This is a genomic window from Rhizobium sp. BK098, from assembly GCF_014193155.1.
GTDB lineage: Bacteria > Pseudomonadota > Alphaproteobacteria > Rhizobiales > Rhizobiaceae > Rhizobium.
In genome coordinates, this window is record NZ_JACHYY010000002.1 from 430,739 (window position 1) to 448,996 (window position 18,258).

At 59.0% G+C, this 18,258-nt stretch carries 19 protein-coding genes; 5 read left to right on the forward strand and 14 right to left on the reverse strand.

Annotation, left to right across the window (positions count from 1 at the left end; all coding sequences use genetic code 11):
• The first annotated feature begins 59 nt into the window (after positions 1–59).
• Together FHT73_RS06965 and FHT73_RS06970 are read left to right on the forward strand one after the other, a co-directional pair.
• The gene (locus FHT73_RS06965; protein ID WP_112414725.1) at positions 60–698 is read left to right on the forward strand and encodes an HD domain-containing protein; all 639 of its coding nucleotides are present in this window, start codon (positions 60–62) and stop codon (positions 696–698) included.
• 8 nt (positions 699–706) lie between these two features.
• The gene (locus FHT73_RS06970; protein ID WP_183710539.1) at positions 707–1,555 is read left to right on the forward strand and encodes an MOSC domain-containing protein; all 849 of its coding nucleotides are present in this window, start codon (positions 707–709) and stop codon (positions 1,553–1,555) included.
• Between the two features lie 24 nt (positions 1,556–1,579).
• Here the strand turns inward: FHT73_RS06970 and recO are convergent, their stop codons facing one another.
• The 11 genes from recO to rpoZ form a co-directional block, all read right to left on the reverse strand.
• Positions 1,580–2,359, reverse strand: a complete 780-nt coding sequence (gene recO, locus FHT73_RS06975; protein ID WP_112410705.1) for a DNA repair protein RecO — start codon at positions 2,357–2,359, stop codon at positions 1,580–1,582.
• A 58-nt stretch (positions 2,360–2,417) separates the two neighbouring features.
• Positions 2,418–2,789 (reverse strand): response regulator, encoded by a 372-nt coding sequence (locus tag FHT73_RS06980; protein ID WP_015339302.1) that lies wholly within the window; start codon positions 2,787–2,789, stop codon positions 2,418–2,420.
• A 329-nt stretch (positions 2,790–3,118) separates the two neighbouring features.
• Positions 3,119–3,874, reverse strand: a complete 756-nt coding sequence (locus FHT73_RS06985) for a Crp/Fnr family transcriptional regulator (protein ID WP_112337957.1) — start codon at positions 3,872–3,874, stop codon at positions 3,119–3,121.
• An 85-nt stretch (positions 3,875–3,959) separates the two neighbouring features.
• Positions 3,960–4,904, reverse strand: a complete 945-nt coding sequence (gene era, locus FHT73_RS06990; RefSeq protein ID WP_183710541.1) for a GTPase Era — start codon at positions 4,902–4,904, stop codon at positions 3,960–3,962.
• Between the two features lie 20 nt (positions 4,905–4,924).
• Entirely contained in the window at positions 4,925–5,644 is a 720-nt protein-coding gene (gene rnc, locus FHT73_RS06995) for a ribonuclease III (RefSeq protein ID WP_112337959.1), read from the reverse strand.
• The gene (lepB, locus tag FHT73_RS07000; RefSeq protein ID WP_183710542.1) at positions 5,641–6,387 is read right to left on the reverse strand and encodes a signal peptidase I; all 747 of its coding nucleotides are present in this window, start codon (positions 6,385–6,387) and stop codon (positions 5,641–5,643) included. The genes rnc and lepB overlap by 4 nt, the downstream gene beginning before the upstream one ends.
• A gap of 114 nt (positions 6,388–6,501) precedes the next feature.
• Complete coding sequence (acpS, locus tag FHT73_RS07005; RefSeq protein WP_183710543.1) at positions 6,502–6,906, reverse strand: holo-ACP synthase; 405 nt, start codon at positions 6,904–6,906, stop codon at positions 6,502–6,504.
• Positions 6,907–6,947: 41 nt separating this feature from the next.
• Positions 6,948–7,535: a DUF2062 domain-containing protein gene (locus tag FHT73_RS07010; protein ID WP_112607381.1), complete on the reverse strand. Its 588-nt coding sequence runs from the start codon at positions 7,533–7,535 to the stop codon at positions 6,948–6,950.
• A gap of 222 nt (positions 7,536–7,757) precedes the next feature.
• Positions 7,758–7,907, reverse strand: a complete 150-nt coding sequence (locus FHT73_RS07015) for a DUF3563 family protein (protein ID WP_015339295.1) — start codon at positions 7,905–7,907, stop codon at positions 7,758–7,760.
• 181 nt (positions 7,908–8,088) lie between these two features.
• Positions 8,089–10,320 carry a bifunctional (p)ppGpp synthetase/guanosine-3',5'-bis(diphosphate) 3'-pyrophosphohydrolase gene (locus tag FHT73_RS07020; RefSeq protein WP_112337961.1) on the reverse strand — a complete coding sequence of 744 codons (2,232 nt, stop codon included), beginning with the start codon at positions 10,318–10,320 and terminating at the stop codon, positions 8,089–8,091.
• 100 nt (positions 10,321–10,420) lie between these two features.
• Complete coding sequence (gene rpoZ / locus FHT73_RS07025) at positions 10,421–10,819, reverse strand: DNA-directed RNA polymerase subunit omega (protein WP_015339293.1); 399 nt, start codon at positions 10,817–10,819, stop codon at positions 10,421–10,423.
• A gap of 311 nt (positions 10,820–11,130) precedes the next feature.
• Between rpoZ and FHT73_RS07030 the strand changes: the two genes are divergently transcribed.
• Complete coding sequence (locus FHT73_RS07030; protein WP_112607383.1) at positions 11,131–11,715, forward strand: NYN domain-containing protein; 585 nt, start codon at positions 11,131–11,133, stop codon at positions 11,713–11,715.
• 275 nt (positions 11,716–11,990) lie between these two features.
• Here FHT73_RS07030 and smpB read toward each other — a convergent pair whose 3' ends face one another.
• Positions 11,991–12,470 carry an SsrA-binding protein SmpB gene (gene smpB, locus FHT73_RS07035; protein ID WP_015339291.1) on the reverse strand — a complete coding sequence of 160 codons (480 nt, stop codon included), beginning with the start codon at positions 12,468–12,470 and terminating at the stop codon, positions 11,991–11,993.
• A gap of 132 nt (positions 12,471–12,602) precedes the next feature.
• Positions 12,603–13,487: a 4-hydroxy-tetrahydrodipicolinate synthase gene (dapA, locus tag FHT73_RS07040; protein WP_015339290.1), complete on the reverse strand. Its 885-nt coding sequence runs from the start codon at positions 13,485–13,487 to the stop codon at positions 12,603–12,605.
• 215 nt (positions 13,488–13,702) lie between these two features.
• Here dapA and FHT73_RS07045 point away from each other — a divergent pair, with 215 nt between their 5' ends.
• Positions 13,703–15,754, forward strand: coding sequence for a lytic transglycosylase domain-containing protein (locus FHT73_RS07045; protein ID WP_183710545.1), 2,052 nt, complete (start codon positions 13,703–13,705; stop codon positions 15,752–15,754).
• 76 nt (positions 15,755–15,830) lie between these two features.
• Positions 15,831–16,724, forward strand: a complete 894-nt coding sequence (locus FHT73_RS07050) for an alpha/beta fold hydrolase (RefSeq protein WP_183710547.1) — start codon at positions 15,831–15,833, stop codon at positions 16,722–16,724.
• Between the two features lie 121 nt (positions 16,725–16,845).
• On the opposite strand, the gene FHT73_RS07055 is transcribed toward FHT73_RS07050, so the two are convergent.
• Positions 16,846–17,913, reverse strand: coding sequence for a porin (locus tag FHT73_RS07055; protein ID WP_112607391.1), 1,068 nt, complete (start codon positions 17,911–17,913; stop codon positions 16,846–16,848).
• Positions 17,914–18,258 lie beyond the last annotated feature (345 nt).

Here is an 18,258-nt window from a genome sequence, read left to right on the forward strand (position 1 = left end):
GACAATAAAACCTGCCGACTGATCATCCCGGAGCGAGTGCAGCTATGGACACCGACAAGATGGCGCGGGCTTTCGCCCCGTTCGAAGTGCTGGCTGCGGATCTCATTCCCCACGCCGCGGATGGCGATGACGGTTCGCACGATATTGCCCATATCCTGCGCGTCTTCCGCAATGCCATGGCCATCCAGGCTGAAGAAGGCGGCAATGCGCGCATTCTCGCCGCGGCCGTGCTACTGCATGATTGCGTCGCCGTCGAAAAGAATTCGCCGCATCGCGCGCAGGCCTCGCGGCTTGCGGCCGAGAAAGCTTCGGGCATTCTGCGGCAACTCGGCTGGGCAGACGACGACATTGCCGCTGCTGCGCATGCGATCACCACACATAGTTTCTCTGCCAACCTGCCACCGGAAACATTGGAAGCGAAGATCCTGCAGGATGCCGACCGGCTGGATGCCATCGGCATGGTGGGCGCTGCGCGTTGTTTCTATATTGCCGGGCGTCTCGGCTCCGGCCTGTACGACCCGTTCGATCCACTTGCGACAGAGCGGCCGCTTGACGACAAGCGCTTCGCCATTGACCATTTCGAGACAAAACTGTTCAAACTGGCGGATGGATTCCAGACCGAGACCGGAGCCAGGTTTGCCGAAGCACGGCACGACCGCCTGAAAACCGTGCTGGCAATGTTCATAGACGAAATCTGAGGGCACCCATGCGCGTCAGCGATCTTTTCATCTATCCCCTCAAGAGCGCCCGCGGCATCGCCATTCCGTCGGCAGCCGTCGATGCTTTCGGTCTCGCCGGCGACCGCCGCGCCATGCTGGTCGATCCCTCTGGCAATTTCATTACCCAGCGCGAATTACAGGCATTGGCCCGGATCGACATCCAGCCGGCACCCTCTCATTTGCGCCTGAAGATGGAGGGCAAGCCCGACATCATCGTGCCGCCGCCGCATCCCGACAATCGTATGGACATCGTCGTCTGGAAATCAGCCGTCAACGCCTCCGTTGCCGACGAGGACACCAACAAGGCGCTGTCGGCATGGATGGGTCGTGAGGTCAGGATGGTGTTCTTCGACAGGCTTGCCAAGCGTATCGCCAGTCCGGAATGGGCGGGACAGGATACGCCCGTCACCTTTACCGATGGCTATCAGATTCTCGTTACCACCACCGGCTCGCTGAAGGCGCTCAACGCCAATCTCGCCGCTCACGGCGAAGGCGCGGTCGGCATGGAGCGCTTCCGTCCGAATATCGTCATCGATATCGACGAGGAGTGGCCGGAAGATCGCTGGGCGGCAATCGAGATCGGCGGCATTCGTCTCGATCTCGTCAAGCCTTGCTCGCGCTGCATCATGACGACGCAGGACCAGCAGACCGGCTCGCGCAACGTGCCGAACCCGATGCCCGCCATGGGCCGCATCCGCATGTCAGCCGATCGGCGCGTGCCTGGCCCGCTCTTCGGCTGGAATGCCGTGCCGCGCGGCGAAGGCACGGTAAAGATCGGCGATGCGGTGACGGTACTTGAGGAACGGCCGGAGGGTTGGGCGCTCAAGCGGCGATAGAAAGCCCCTTTTCGCGTCCTTCACTCAGCCTTTGGCCACAAGACTGGGCGATGTCATGGCATCGTCCGGCGAAGCGACGGCAACTGCCTTCAAGGCGGCTTGCATGAAGCCATCGCGAGCTGCAGCGATCTCGATGCCGCGCGGCTCGTAGACATGGCGATGCAGGAAGAAGCCGGTCAGGCGGAAAGCGGCGGAAAGGCTTTCCCTATCCGCGGCGATCAAGGCTCCGGTCGTCAAAAACGGCGGCAACGCCAGCATCTTATCCGCCCAGGGCATACCGGCTGCCCGGCAAACGGCACGCCCGGATTTCGGCGAAACGAAAGCCAGATCTTCACGCACGCCGGTTGCTGCGCATTCCGTTAAATCGAGGCCAAAACCAAGATCATTCAATACGGCAAGCTCGAAGCGCACGAAGAGTTCGCCGGCATCGGCAGGATTCTGGAGGTTTTCCAGAATGACATCGAGCGCATCGTAGAGATGTGGATGCGGATCACGCTCCGGCAAGAGCCGCAGCAATGCGGCCATTGCCTGCACGCCATAGACGGCAGTCGCGGTCTCCATCAGCCGCGCTGCCCGGAGCGTGACCGGTTCCATGCGGAATTCGCCGAGGTGTTCATGCAGCCTGGCCCGCCAGGTCACCTCGACGAGATTGCCGGCCTGCAGCACTGGCTGCATGGCGCGCGAGCGACCGGATCGCACCAGCCCCATATGGCGGCCGCGGCCACGCGTCATCACCTCGGCGACGACACTGGTCTCGCCGAGACGTTTGACACCCAGAATGATCGCATGGTCCTGCCATTGCATCGGCCGGCTGCCCCGAAAAATTTCCGCGATTCGAGTTTAGGGCAAACAGCCGCGGCTGTCACATGGCAAGAGAGGAGCCGCCGGCCAGGGCCTCGACAAAGAGACGCATGGATTGCTCGTCGAAGGGCTTGTTCAAAAGCGGCACATGCCGCAGATCGGCCGGAAAATCGAGCGTATCGGAATAACCGCTGACGAAGCCGAAGGAAATGCCGCGTTCCATCAGCAGTCTGGCAAAGCCGAAGCTCGTCGACTCTCCAAGATTCACGTCAAGCATCGCAAAATCATAATGTTCGGAATGGATCGCGTTGACCGCCTGTTCCAGATTCGAAGCAATCTCAATCTGCTGGATACCTACAAGACGAAGGATTTCCTCAGTCTCCATTGCAATAATGAGATTATCTTCCAGTATAAGCACGCGCTGAAACGTCATATCAGCGCCATCCCTGCACGTATGCGCCAGTTGGCGCAGCCCGTAAAAAGTCCCGCATCTATCCCTCCGGCGCCAATCATCGGCCCGTATTGAATGGATGGTTTGCCCCATCCGCCTTGGCTCAGTCTCTTGTGACATGACTTTGCCTCCAACCCGCTTCGCACTTTTCGCACTGCGGTACTATGGGCTCGTCACCATGCTCCAATCGCTTTTGTCGCCGGGGTTAGTAAAAGGTGAAACTGGTAGAAAAGTGACGATAACAGTAATCTATGCTGATACAGTTATTGCCGGCATTTAAAAAAGACATGCGTTTGCTAAAAAGGCAGTGCCTAGATGAAGGGGCGCTTGCCCGAATCAAAACCGTCCCAGCCCGCAAGTTCTGCAAGCCCTTTCCCATCCAGAACCTCGCAGCCCCTCTCCTGCCAAAGGAGCAACCCTCGGGCCGCCAGCTTTTTCAAAGTCTTATTGGTATGGACGACGGAAAGGCCGAGTGTATCGGCGACATGCTGCTGCGTGATGGGGATAACCTTGCTGCCGTTGAAAAGGCGCAGAGTGCTGGCGCGCTGGTGCAGATATGCAATGAGATAAGCGGCCCGCTCCATCGCGGAGCGCCGCCCGATGCTCAGCAGATGCTCATCGAGAATCCGCTCCTCACGCGATGCGATCCAGGTCAGATCATAGGCCAGCGAGGCATGAGAATTATAGAGCGTCATCAACTCCGTGCGCTCGAAAACACAGAGCGATATCGGCGAGAGCGCTTCCGTCGAATGCTGCATCTCCCCCATGATCGACCCCTGCAATCCGATAAGATCGCCGGGCATCACGTAGTTCAGGATCTGGCGGCGGCCATCCTCCAGCGTCTTGTATCGAAAACCCCAGCCGGAGAGGATGGTGAAAAGGTGAGCGCTATGCGCGCCTTCGAGGAAGATCGTGGCACCGGCATCGACAAGAAGCTCACCCTTCTTGAAGCCGCTGATGAAATTCAGCTCGTCGCGCTCGAATTCCCGGAAATGCGGCAGTGATCTCAGCGGACATTGCTGGCAAGGCGTGCGTCGTCCATGCACCGTCGCTGCTGCCTTCGCCATGAAACACCCCTCAAGTTACAGCGGCAAACAGAATATGCCCAATAAGCCACTGTAATATTAAGCGTTGCAGGAACGCAAACTCTCGTCAATGCGGGAAGTCGAGGCCCATCTCCCGGAAGCGCTCGGGGTCGTCTCCCCAGTTTTCACGGACCTTCACGAAGAGGAAGAGGTGCACGGGCTGCTCCAGGATCGCGGAGAGTTCCTTGCGTGATGCGGTCGAGATCGATTTGATCGCTTCGCCGCCCTTGCCGAGAGCGATCTTCTTCTGGCTTTCGCGCTCGACATAGATCACCTGTTCGATGCGCACGGAGCCGTCCTTACGCTCTTCCCACTTTTCCGTCTCGACATGAGAGGAATAGGGAAGTTCCTGATGCAGACGCAGAAACAGCTTTTCGCGGGTAATTTCGGCGGCAAGCTGGCGCATCGGCAGATCGGAAATCTGATCTTCCGGATAATACCAGGGACCTTCCGGCAAGGTCTTCGCCAGATAATCCATGACGTCGTCGCAGCCCGAGCCGCTTTCCGCCGAGATCATGAAGGTCTGCTCGAAGGCGATCTTCTCGTTGGCGGCGGCGGCAAGCGCCAGCAGGTCCTCACGGCGAACGCGGTCGATCTTGTTCAAGACGAGGATCTTCGGCTGGGAAACATCCTTCAGCCCTTCCAGGATGGCTTCGGCATCGCCGCGCAGACCACGCTCGCTGTCGATCAGCAGCATGATGAGATCGGCATCCTTGGCGCCACCCCAGGCGGACGTCACCATGGCGCGATCAAGACGGCGGCGCGGCTTGAAGATGCCGGGCGTGTCCATGAAAACGATCTGCGCATTGTTGTGAATGGCGATGCCGCGCACGATGGCGCGCGTCGTCTGCACCTTGTGGCTGACGATCGAGACCTTTGCGCCGACGAGCCGGTTGACGAGCGTCGACTTACCGGCATTGGTGGGGCCGATAAGGGCAACGAAGCCCGAATGCGTCGGGCCGATATGTTCAACCGCGCCGTCTTCGGCGGGCGTGTTCTGGTGATTGCTCATTTTCCACTATTCCCCGGCAGTCACTTCTCAGTCAACTGAGGCTGCCAAATACCTTCGCGCTCCAGGATCCGTGTCGCCGCCATCTGTTCGGCCGCACGCTTGGAGCGTTCTATTCCCGTTTCAGGCGCCGTTCCCTTGACTTCCACAGTCACCGTAAAGCGCGGATCATGATCCGGTCCGCTGCGATCATCAACCCTGTAGACCGGGGTGACGCCGAATTTCGCATGCGCCCACTCCTGCAGCTCCGTCTTGGCGTCGCGCCTTGCGCCCTCCGGCCGGATGGCGCGGCGCTCCCAGAAGCGCAGGATGAAGGCCCGGGCGACTTCAAGTCCGCCATCCAGGTAGAGTGCTGCAATCAGGCTTTCGACGACATCGGCGCGCACGTTGAGCATCCGCTTACCCGTCAGCTTCTTCACGTCGGCGCCGGTGCGGATATAGAGATGCAGCTCCATCTCATCGGCGACTTCGGCACAGGTTTCGGCGCTCACGAGCTGGTTGAGGCGAACCGAAAGCTCGCCTTCCGTTGCCGCACCGAAGGTCTTGAAAAGCAATTCCGCGATACAGAGGCCGAGAACACGGTCGCCGAGAAATTCCAGCCGCTCGTAGTTGCCCGTCTTGTGCGTACGCGCGCTGGCATGGGTCAGCGCGCGGTCGAGACGCTCCTTCTCGGCGAATTCGTGGCCGATAACGACCTCAAGCCTGGCACGATCCGCCTGGGAGAGCGTCTGCGCCTTCGTCATTCGACAACCTTGAAAATACGGTCCCAACGCATATTGGTCGGCCATTTCCAGATTTCACGGAACGAGGTGTCGTGACCCAGCGAGAAGAAAATGACGCTGGCACGGCCGATCAGGTTCTCAACGGGGACATAGCCGACATCGAAACGGCTATCGTCGGAATTGTCGCGATTGTCGCCCATCATGAAGTAATGGGCCGGCGGAACGACATATTCCTGGGTGTTGTCGCCACGCGAATTCGGCGAAAGATCCAGCGTGTCGAAGACCTTGCCAGTATCGGGCAGACGTTCGCTGTAGACGGCGATATGGTCACCCGGCTCCTGGCTATAGTCGGACGAGAAGGTGCCATGCGGCTCGCGCGGAACGGCCTGGCCGTTGATATAGAGAATGTCGTTCTTGACCTGGATGCGGTCGCCCGGCAGGCCAATTACGCGCTTGATGTAATCGACATCCGGATTCGGCGGGAAGCGGAAGACCACGACATCGCCACGCTTCGGCTCGCTGCCCAAAATGCGGCCGCTGAACAGATCGGGCGAGAACGGCAGCGAGTACTTGGAGTAGCCGTAGGCGAACTTGTTGACGAAGATATAGTCCCCGACAAGAAGCGTCGGCATCATCGAGCCGGACGGAATGGTGAATGGCTGAAAGAGAACCGTGCGGATGATCATGGCCAGGACGAGCGCCTGAACGATGACCTTAATGTTCTCCCATAGGGCGTTCTGCTGTTTTACGGCTTTCTCGGACACGCAGTCTTGTTCCTTTTTCGCACCCCACCGGCGCACTTATATTCAGGCACTGTCTACTCGCTTCATATCATCGCGGCAATGGCGCGGGTGCCAAAAGCGACATACAGTCGTGATTCAGGCATCCACCGGCAGCGCTTCGATAATCACAAAGGCCTGAGCAAGAGGAAAATCATCCGTTATCGTCAAATGAATGGCAGCGCGGTGATTTGCCGGCAGCATGGAAACCAGCCTTTCTGCGGCACCGCCGGTCAATTGCATGGTCGGCTTTCCACTTGGCAGATTGACGACGCCCATGTCGCGCCAGAAGACGCCCTGCGCCAATCCCGTGCCCAAAGCCTTGGAGCAAGCTTCCTTGGCAGCAAAGCGCTTGGCATAGGAGGCCGCCCTGTTCTTGCGGCGTTCGGACTTTGCGCGCTCGATTTCGGTAAAGCAGCGATCGATGAACCGAGTGCCGAAGCGCTCGATCGTCTTTTCCACACGACGGATGTCGATGAGATCACTGCCTATGCCGATAATCATGGGAAGGCCCTCCTGGCGGCCCGGACAAGGTCAAGCCTGGGTCAGACGCTCGATGCGTTCTCGGCAAGCGCCAGCCGCTCGCGGGCGCGCTCCATAAGGCGCTCCTTGCGGCGGGTTTTGAAGGTCTTCACACCATAGTAGGTCAGCGCGTAGACAATCACACCCGTCACGATGGCAGGCGGAATGCCGCCGATCAGCATCGGCTTCAACACCGGGTCCCAGATTTGCGAGAGATCGCCCTTGTGCCAAAGCGCGGGCAGATCGATGCTGCCGCCCTGACCGCCGCTATCGCGTGACAGGATCAGATGGCCGATCTCCCAAGTCAGGGCCCAGATGAAGGGGTAGGTAATCGGATTGCCGGCGGCCAGACAGCCTAGCGCCGAAGCGATGACATTGCCGCGGATCAGATATGCGATGATGATCGCCATGACGAAATGTACGCCAATGAACGGTGTCCAGGACACGACAATACCTGCGGCGAAGCCGGCCGCGACCGAATGCGGCGATGCGGCAAGGCGAACGAGGCGCTTGCCGAAATATTGGAACGAGCGGATGAAGCCCTTGCGGGGCCAAAGGTGCTCCCGCAGTTTTTCCTTGAATGTCAGTGGTTTTCGGCGGCGAAACAGCATGCGGCTTATCTAGTGCAACGGGGGCCGTCATGACAAGAGCGGCCAAGCGTATCATGCACCGATTAAGAACCGAAAGTACGGCTCTTTTTTGGAACGTCAGCTGCTATTGAAGCAGAAAATGGACGTTCCCCTTCAGCGGCAGGCAGCAATCCCGCAAGATCGGGATGCTCCAAGGGCGCAACAACGACGCGCCCCTCCTGGTCTTTCAAGTATTAACGGCTATTAACGCGTGCGGAACAGACCGCGGTCGACCTGACGCTGACGATATTCAAGGTCAAAACGGTCATGCGAACCATTCAGATAAGCCATTTCGCGTTCTTCAACACTCGGAACACGCAGGGCACGGGCGATTTTCTTGATCGGGCTAAACATTATCTTCTCTCATTTCAGTTTCGTTTCTTCGATGACCAGAAGATAGGCGCAACAAAGGTTAATTACCACCGCTTTGAAATATACGCAGCCATGCGCATAGCGCATATCTATCCCGAAAGGCGCTCGAATTTGGTCATAAAATGATCACAAAATATGCAGGATGCTTTGAGATCGGCCGACATCACTCGTAGAGGCGCTTTACCGTCGCAATGCAATCGAGTTCCTTGAGCTGCACCAGAAGCTGATTGAGCTGGCGCAAATCCCAGACTTCGACGTCGAGGGCCATTTCGGTGAAATCGGCCGCAACCCGAACGGTATTGAGCACGCGAATGTTGACGTCGACGTCCGCTACGGTCTGCGCCACCTTTGCAAGCGTGCCCGGCTCGTTGAGAGCATTGATCAGGATTCGGGCGGCAAAGCGGGACTTGTTGGCTTCGTCCAGATCCCAGCGCACATCGATCCAGCGCTCGGGCTCGTCGTCGAACCGCTGCAGGACCGGGGACTGGATGGGATATATGGTGATGCCCTTGCCCTTTTCCATGATGCCGACGATGCGGTCGCCAGGAACCGCGCCGGTCGGCGCGAAATGCACCTCGACGTTCGAGGAAATGCCGCGGATCGGCGGCGCATCGATATCGGCGCCATCGGAAACCTCGGCCTTGTTCTTGCCGGGGATCTTGAAGATCATGCCTGAGGCGCTGCGAACGTTGAACCAGCCCTCGTCGCCGGCAGGCTTGACTGTCACGCGTTCGTCTTGATGATCCGGGTAGACCGCCCGCAAGACATCGAGCGACGACATCTCCCCTCGCCCGACAGCGGCGATCGCATCCTCGACATCCTTCTGGCCGAGGCGATGCAGGGCAGGCTTCAGGGCATCGCGCGAGAAGACCTTGCCGGCACGCTCGAAAGTGCGCTCCAGAATGCGGTGGCCGAGGCCGGCATATTGCTTGCGGATGGCAAGCCGGGTTGCGCGGCGAATGGCGGCACGTGCCTTGCCGGTGACCACGATTTCTTCCCAGGCGGCCGGCGGCACCTGCACGCCCGAGCGGATGATCTCGACTTCATCGCCGTTGTTCAGGCGCGTAACGAGCGGCATGATGCGGCCATTGATCTTGGCGCCGACCGTGGTGTCGCCGATATTCGTATGGACGGCATAGGCAAAGTCGATCGGCGTCGCGCCGCGCGGCAGGGCGATCAGCTTGCCCTTGGGCGTGAAGCAGAAGACCTGGTCCTGGAACAGCTCAAGCTTCGTGTGCTCGAGGAACTCTTCCGGGCTGTCGCCCTCGGCCAAGGCCTCGATCGTATGGCGCAGCCAGGAATAGGCGTTGCTTTCCCGCGACAGGAGCTCACCATCCGCACCATTGCCGTTGCTATTCGTGCCGTCCTTGTAGAGCGTATGGGCGGCGATGCCGAATTCAGCGATCTCATGCATGCGCTTCGTGCGGATCTGCAGCTCGATGCGCTGGCTGGAAGGGCCGACGATCGTCGTGTGCAGCGAGCGATAATCGTTCTGCTTCGGCGTCGAGATATAGTCCTTGAAGCGGCCGGGAACGACACGCCAGCGGGTGTGCACGATGCCGAGCGCCCGATAGCAGGACGGAATATCGTCGACGAGAAGACGGAAGCCGTAGATATCGGAAAGCTGCTCGAAAGAGAGCGACTTCGACTGCATCTTGCGGAAGACCGAATAGGGCTTCTTCAGCCGGCCCTTGACCATGGCGTTGGCCAAGCCGTTGGCAACAAGCAGATCGCGCAGTTCGGTCTCGATCTTCTTGACCAGCCCTTCATTACGGCGCGATAGCTCCTCCAGGCGCTTGGTGACGGTATCATGCGCTTCCGGATTGATATGGCGGAAGGAGAGCTCCTCCAGCTCCTCGCGCATGTCCTGCATACCCATGCGGCCGGCGAGCGGCGCATAGATTTCCATCGTCTCCTCAGAAATGCGCGCGCGCTTTTCCGGCGACATGTGATCGAGCGTGCGCATATTGTGCAGGCGGTCGGCAAGCTTGACCAGAAGCACGCGTACGTCGTCGGAAATGGCAAGCAGCAGCTTGCGCAGGTTTTCGGCCTGCTTGGCCTTCTTGGTGACGAGATCCAGCTTCTTGATCTTCGTCAGGCCCTCGACCAGGCGACCGATGTCCTCGCCGAACATCTCGTCGATTTCGGCGCGCGTCGCCGTTGTATCCTCGATCGTATCGTGGAGAAGAGCGACTGCGATGGTCGATTCATCCAGACGCATATCCGTCAGGATCGCAGCAACTTCGAGAGGATGGGAAATATAGGGATCGCCGCTGGCACGTTTCTGCTGGCCATGCTTCTGCATCGCATAAACATAGGCTTTGTTGAGAAGAGCTTCGTTGGCATCGGGCTTGTATTTCTGCACGCGCTCAACAAGCTCGTATTGCCGCATCATTCCGAAGCTACTCCCGCAAAAACAAAAGCGCGCCAGTCATCTGACCGGCGCACGCATCTTGCCATCATATCGCTCCTGCCCGGAGCATCAAGATCGACGATCAGTAATCGTCGCTTTTTTCCGGCGGAACCAGACCTTCGATGCCGGCCAGAAGTTCTTCTTCCGACATCTGGTCGAAAGTAACGGCTTCAGGAGCGTCTTCTTCCTCTTCGCTGGTGGTGGAAGCACCTGCTGCCAGGAGGCTTGCCGGATCGGGCTCAGGCTCATCCACTTCGACATGCTTCTGCAGCGAATGAATCAGGTCTTCCTTGAGATCATCAGGCGACAAGGTCTCGTCGGCGATTTCGCGCAGCGCGACGACCGGGTTCTTGTCGTTATCGCGGTCGATGGTGATCGAGGATCCCTGCGAGATCAGGCGGGCGCGGTGGCTGGCGAGCAGCACGAGCTCGAACCGGTTCTCTACTTTATCAATGCAATCTTCTACTGTGACACGGGCCATTGCCTGTCCTTTGCGGTCGTGATGTCGTCATCATGTCTCGGAGTAGCACGCCGATACAAGCAAACGATGGCAAATTCAAGTTTTTCCTGTTTCAGCGCCTTTGCAGCCCCCGGGAAAGTGCTAAAATTCCCCTAGACAAACGGCGATTTCCACCGGAAGTTGCTTGGAATATCCCATTGCGTGCCCTAAATCTCGGTTATATGAATAATTCATAAAGTAATACGAATTATTCTGCAACGCCTTACAAGGCATTGTTTTAGCTAGCGTTTGAATGAAGTGATTACGTTTTTATAACAGTGGATAAGTAAGCAATGTTTGACCCACGCGAAAAAATTGCACTCTTTATAGATGGCGCCAATCTCTACGCTGCGTCCAAGAGCCTCGGCTTCGATATCGATTACCGCAAGCTGCTGAAGGCATTTCAGAAACGCGGCTATCTGCTGCGGGCCTATTATTACACCGCTCTCATCGAAGATCAGGAATATTCCTCCATCCGCCCGCTGATCGATTGGCTCGACTATAACGGCTACAAGGTCGTCACCAAGCCGGCCAAGGAATTCACGGATTCCATGGGACGCCGCAAGATCAAGGGCAACATGGACATCGAGCTGGCGATCGACGCCATGGAGCAATCCGAGACCGTCGACCATCTGGTGATCTTTTCCGGCGACGGCGACTTCACGACCCTCGTGGAAGCCCTCCAGCGCCGCGGACGCAAAGTTTCAGTGATCTCGACCATGTCGACCCAGCCGCCGATGATCGCCGACGACCTGCGCCGTCAGGCCGACCATTTCATCGACCTTGTCTCGCTGAAGGCCGAGATCGGCCGTGAAGCCTCGGAACGGCCCCCGCGCGCGCACGAGGGAGGTCACGCCGCTGCGGAATCCGAGGAATAGTTAGGGACTGTATTAGACGGGTTCGCTACGGCAGAAAGCGTTTCGCGTTTGCCGCGGCCGCCGGCCCTTCGCTAAGACATCCCGAGCCTGCCGAAGGGGCGTTCGTCGCTGCAATCGATTAATGCGCAGCTGTCTTTGCCCAGGGATAGTTGCGCGCGGTGAAAGCGTTTTGCGTTTGCCACGACAGCCGGCCCTTCGCTAGGGCTCAGGGCGTTCGTCGCTGCAATCGATTCACTAGATCGATTGCTCGGGCGTTGCCCGATCGCTCCTCACCCTCACCCATTGTCCTTGAGCAGGCGGCTCTTCTGCCTGTTCCAATCGCGTTCCTTCTCGGATTCGCGCTTGTCATGCAGCTTCTTGCCCTTGGCGAGAGCCAATTCCAGCTTGGCGCGGCCCCGGTCGTTGAAATAGATTTTCAACGGCACCAAGGTCATGCCTTCACGGTTGATCGCCGAACGCAGCCGGCCAATTTCGCGGCTGGAAAGCAACAGCTTGCGGCGACGGCGCGGCTCGTGATTGAAGCGGTTCGCCTGCAGGTATTCCGGCAGATACGAGTTGATCAGCCAGATTTCGTCGCCTTCATCCGAAGCGTAGGATTCGGCGATATTGGCCTTGCCTTCACGCAGCGACTTGACCTCGGTGCCCATCAGCACGAGACCAGCCTCATAGGTATCGATGATCTCGTAGTTGAAGCGGGCCTTGCGGTTTTCCGCCACGACCTTGTTCACCACGCGCTGGCTGCCTTTGGGTGCCATAATTCTTCTTCTTTTCCTGCGTCGTTCCGGCGGCAACCAGAGGTGCGCCACATCCTGGTTCCTAAATAAGCGAGACCGCCCTCCTTGTGAAGAGAGCGGTCCGGCAGAGTTTGGCAATGGCCTCGAATAGCGTCAGTTCAAGAGGCCGGCATGGCGCAGGGCCGCATCGATCGCAGCCTCCGTGCCCGGCTCCAGGGTCGACAGCAACGGCGAGCGGACATTCCGGCTCATGCGGCCAAGCCGGGAGAGGCCGTATTTGGCGCCACAAAGGCCTGGCTCAAGGAAGATCGCCTTGTGCAGCGGCATCAATCGATCCTGATAGTCCAGAGCCTTGGCATAGTCACCGGCGAGCGTCGCCGCCTGGAATTCGGCGCAAAGACGCGGTGCGACGTTGGCGGTGACCGAGATGCAGCCGACGCCGCCATGGGCGTTGAAGCCGAGCGCCGTGGCATCCTCGCCGGAAAGCTGGCGGAAATCGCGGCCGCAGCTAATACGCTGTTCGGAGACGCGTTCGATCTTGCCGGTCGCATCCTTGACACCAACAATATTGGAATAGGACTTGGCAAGCGCGCCCATCGTCTCCGGCGTCATGTCGACAACCGAACGGCCGGGAATGTTATAGATATAGATCGGCAGCTTTACCGCCTCCGCGATCGCGGCGAAATGCGCGTAAAGCCCCTTCTGGGTCGGCTTGTTGTAGTAGGGCGTGACGACAAGAACCGCATTGGCGCCAACCTTTTCGGCATGCTGCGCCAGCTCGATCGCCTCGCGGGTATTGTTCGAACCCGCGCCCGCCATGACAGGGACCCGCTTATTGGCGATCTCGATGCAGAGCTCGACGACGCGCTTGTGCTCGTCATGCGACAGGGTCGGCGATTCACCCGTCGTACCCACGGGCACCAGTCCCTTGCTGCCCTCTTTTATCTGCCAGTCGACATGCGAGGCGAAGGAAGCCTCATCCACCTTGCCGGCGTCAGTAAAGGGCGTAACGAGAGCGGGAATGGATCCCTGGAACATGCAAGTCTCCTAGCGGTGCGGCATTCATGCTTCAGCCGCAATCCATGGTTATGAATCCGCGCACCATAAAGCGCAGGCTTGACGGCGACAAGCACGCTTTGAATGGTAAAGGGTAGTTTCCGATATCATAATTGATTGAAATTCGGACCACCGGTAAGGTTTCGTTAATATTGCATTTGGCAAATGGAAGGGCCTTTTGTTTTGTGAGTAGCCGGATGAAGAGACCTGTCATGATCTGGACCGCCGCGGGCTTGGCGGTCGCCTGGGGCGCCGTCGCCTCGCAACTTCCCGGCCAGCAGATACCGACGAGCGCCAACGCCTATGTCGCCATGGCGCCGGATCCCATGAGCACGGCCGCGATCCCGCGCAGCGGCGCTATCGCGCCTGTCAGCGGCGACCTGAAGGCAGGCCTAGACGCCCTTTCCAACAAGAACCCGATGCAGGCGCTCGCCATTCGCAATGGCATGGGGGAAGGCACGCTCGACCGCCATATCCTGACCTGGGCAATCGCCACTTCAGGCCAGCCCGGTATTCCCTCCGGCGAGATTGCCGCCGCCGCGCGTGAGCTTGTCGGCTGGCCGGGGCTTGGTAGCCTGCGCGCCAATTCCGAGCGGGCGCTTTACACGGAAAATCCGGCGACGGATCAGGTCCTGGCCGCCTTCGGCAACTCGCAGCCGGAGACCGTAGAAGGCAGCATCGTCCTCTCACGTGCTCTTATGGCGCGCGGCGCGTCGGCGCAGGCCGGAAGGCTGATCCGCAAGATCTGGCGCGATGAGCCATTGGACAAGCCTCTTGAGGACAAGATCCTTGCGGAATTCGCCAGCCTGCTTTCGCCTGCCGATCACAAGGCCCGCATGGATTATCTGCTTTACCGCGACCGGACGGCACAGGCCAAACGCTTCGGCGACCTCGGCAAGGCGCAATCGCTCTACAAGGCGTGGGCGGCCGTCAATGACCGCTCGCCGAAAGCCGAAGCTCTGATTGCGGGCGTCGATGCGCAATCGCGCAAGGACCCTGCCTATCTCTTCATGCGGATCGAGAACCTGCGCCGCCAGAACAAATATGACGATGCCGCCAGTCTTCTGGCGCAGATGCCGAAAGACCGCAGCGTGCTTGTCAGCCCCGGCGCATGGTGGGCCGAGCAGCGCATCGTCAGCCGCGGACTGGTGGATCAGGGTGAATTCAAGGCTGCCTATCGCATCGTCGACGCCAGCGTTGCGGAAAGCCCGCAGGATATCGGCGAGGCCGAATTCCATGCCGGCTGGTACGCTCTGCGCGGCTTGCAGGACGGCGCAAACGCGTCAGCCCATTTCCGCAAGATCCTGCAGGTCTCGAACGGACCGATCTCGCAATCGCGCGGCTGGTATTGGCTCGGGCGGGCAGCAGAGGCAGGCGGACCGGGTAAGGCTGCCGATTTCTATGCGAAGGCCGCCTCCTATCCGAGCACTTTCTACGGCCAGCTTGCCGCTGAGAAGCTTGGCCGCCGTACCCTTGATGTCACCTATCCCTCGCCCTCGGCTACGGATCGCCAGCGCTTCCAGACACGCGAGGCGGTGCAGGCGATTTCGCGGCTTGAGGCGGCCGGGCACGGATGGCGTGCCGACGCGCTCTATCGCGCTCTCGCTAAACAGCTGGATAGCCCCGGCGAAGTCGCCATGCTGACTGCCCGCGCTGAGCGTTCCGGCAATCATCAGCTTTCGCTACAGATCGGCAAGATCGCCTATGGGCGCGGCATCGACGTCGCAGCTCTCGCCTTCCCGATCGGCGTCATTCCGGACAACGCCAATATTTCGGGCTCGGGCAAGGCACTCGCCTATGCCATCGCCCGGCAGGAAAGCGCCTTTAATCCGGCCGCCGTTTCCTCTGCCAATGCCCGCGGCCTGCTGCAGTTGCTGCCGAAGACGGCAAAGGCCGTTGCCGGGCGGCACGGCATAACCTATTCCGCCGACAAGCTGACGCAGGATGCCGGCTATAACGCCACGCTCGGCGCCCATTATCTCGGCGAGCAGATCGACACCTTCGGCGGATCTTACATCCTGACCTTCATCGCCTACAATGCCGGGCCGAACAAGGTGCCGGAATGGATCAGCCGCTATGGCGATCCGCGCGGCAAGTCGCTCGACGACGTGATCGACTGGATCGAGCGCATTCCCTTCCCGGAGACCCGCAACTACGTGCAGCGCGTGATGGAAAACTATCAGGTCTACAAGGCGCGACTGGGGCAGAAAGCCGACATCGTGCACGATCTGATAAGCGGTCGCGGCTAGCCGGTAACCCCAGTTGTGCGTGCTGCGGAAATGCCGTTACATCCCTCGCGATATCCGAAACTTGAGGGAGTGATACATGCGCAGCGACGATGAAAGCGGCTTCCTTGCCAGAACGATCGCGGCCGAGGACGGTTTGAAGCTTTATGTGCGGGATTATGCCTGCAGCGAAGCGACGGCGCACAACCGGCCGCCTGTCTTCTGCCTGCCGGGACTAACACGCAACTCGCGCGATTTTCACCAGTTGGCGCTGCTTCTATCGCAGGATTCCTTACGCCCACACAGGGTGATTACACTCGACGCCCGCGGACGTGGCCTATCCGAACGAGATCCCGACAAGTCCCACTACAATCTCGCTGTCGAAGCGCGGGACGTCCTGACCGTTTGCGCCGCTCTGGATATCTCGCAAGCCATCTTCATCGGCACCTCGCGCGGCGGGCTGGTTCTGCATATGATTGCGGCCAGCCGACCGGACATCCTAAAAGCGGTCGTTCTCAACGATATTGGCCCTGTGCTGGAGAAGACGGGGCTCGCAGATATTCGCGACTATCTAAATCGCGACCGGAAGCCCGCCAGTTGGAGCGAGGCGGTCGAGATCCTGCGAGAGAACCATGGCAATGCCTTTATCGCGCTTGGCGAAGAAGACTGGCAAGACATGGCGCGAGCGATCTACGCGATAGCCGACGATAAACCCGTCGCCGATTACGATCCCGCTATTGCCGCGCAAATGCAGGCGCTCGACCTGGAATCGCCGATTCCCGATCTATGGACGCAGTTCCAAGGATTTCAGGGCATTCCGCTGATGGTGATTCGCGGCGAGAATTCGAAGCTGCTGACGCAATCCACGACCGATGAAATGGCAAAGCGCCATCCGGGCATCGTCGTTAAAATCGCCGGCGGACAAGGACACGCTCCTATCCTGCACCTTGGCGACATTCCGGAGGCGATCGGCGCTTTCATCTCGGAGCTTTGAGGACGAAGCCCGAAATCGTTCAGTCCTAATGAAACAAGAAGGCCCGGTGGGAAACCGGGCCTTCCCTCTTCCGATCGGAGGTCTGATCGGAAGATCTGTCAAATTCGATTCGGCGACCGAATTAGAAGGTGCGCTGGAAGCGCAGGATACCAGCCCAGGTGTCCTTGTTGACGGCGTCATAGTTGACGTAGGTCACTTCCGGCTCGATCAGCAGGTCCTTGACGGGGTTGAACTTGACGTTCGTCGTTGCAGCGAAAGTCTTCAGATCGTCGTAGGAAAGCTGCAGGTTCCACTTCAGCTTGTCGTTGATCGGAACGCCAACGCCGCCCCATACGGCCCAGTCACCCCAGCCAAGGCCAGCACCGCCAGCACCGGCATACTTGTTGAGCTTGTCGCCATCGGTGTTCCAGCCGCCCATAACGAAAGCGGTGAGAACGCCAAAGTCGGCATCGACGCGAGCCTTGACAGCGCCTTCTTCGACGATCGAGTCGTAGCCGCCGACGACGCGGAACTGCCAGGCGCCGGCCTTGTAGCCAACACCGGCAACAACGTCAGGCAGGTAGTGGTTCGTGCTGTCTTCGCCGTTGGCACCCTTGGCGCCAGCGCCCGAGTTGCTATCTTCAACCGAGATCACAGCCGTGAAGCCGTTGCCGGCGTCGTACTTGTAGGTGATCTGGTTCAGTTCGTCGGTGTTGTTGATGCCGTATTCGATCACGTCGTCGTTGATGACGTCGCCGGCGTAGCCGGTGAAGGTCGAGTAGACCGAATCAGCCTTACCGACGAGGAAGCCGCCGAGGCTGATGTTGGCCCAAAGCAGCTTGGTCGTGGTCGCGTTGCCGTCATTCCAGTCCCAACGAACAACGGTATTGGTCTTCAGCGGGCCGTATTCGGTATCGGTCGCGGTGTCGAGAGAGAGTTCAGCGCGGGTATGCCAGTAGGTACCGCGGCCGCCAGCGTCCTGGCCAGCCTTGTAGGCATTGTACCAGCCACCTTCGGTACGGACGCGGCCGCCGACCTTGAGGCAGGTTTCGGTGCCCGGGATGAAGAAGTAGCCTGCACCGTAAGCGTCGCAGATGCGGACGTATTCCAGCGGCTCGGGCTCGGCAGCGACGATCGCGTCAGCCGCATGAGCACCGGATACTGCTGCCAGCGCAGCAGCGGAGCCGAGAAGAAGGCTCTTGATGTTCATAGTAACTCCAGTTTCAATATCAATTAGGTATGAGAAATCACATCGCAAAAAACGACGCGCCCTACCCCACCTAGCTTTAAAAGTTGACCCCTGATCTGGGAGAACCAAGACGCTAAGTCTTGCTTCCGATTTGGAACCTACAGATCGTTTTTTTCAGAGCAATATCAGAGAGAAACTATGAACAATTGTGACAGCTGTTTCAAAAGAGTGCGTTGCACAAAAATCACGTCGCAAATCTGTCATACTTCCGAAGCACCCGGAGCGAACTCTAAAATTGCATGAAAAGAACTTTCGCGCGATAGGCAATATCCGCAGAGAAAAATGCGCCATACCAAGATGGTCGCG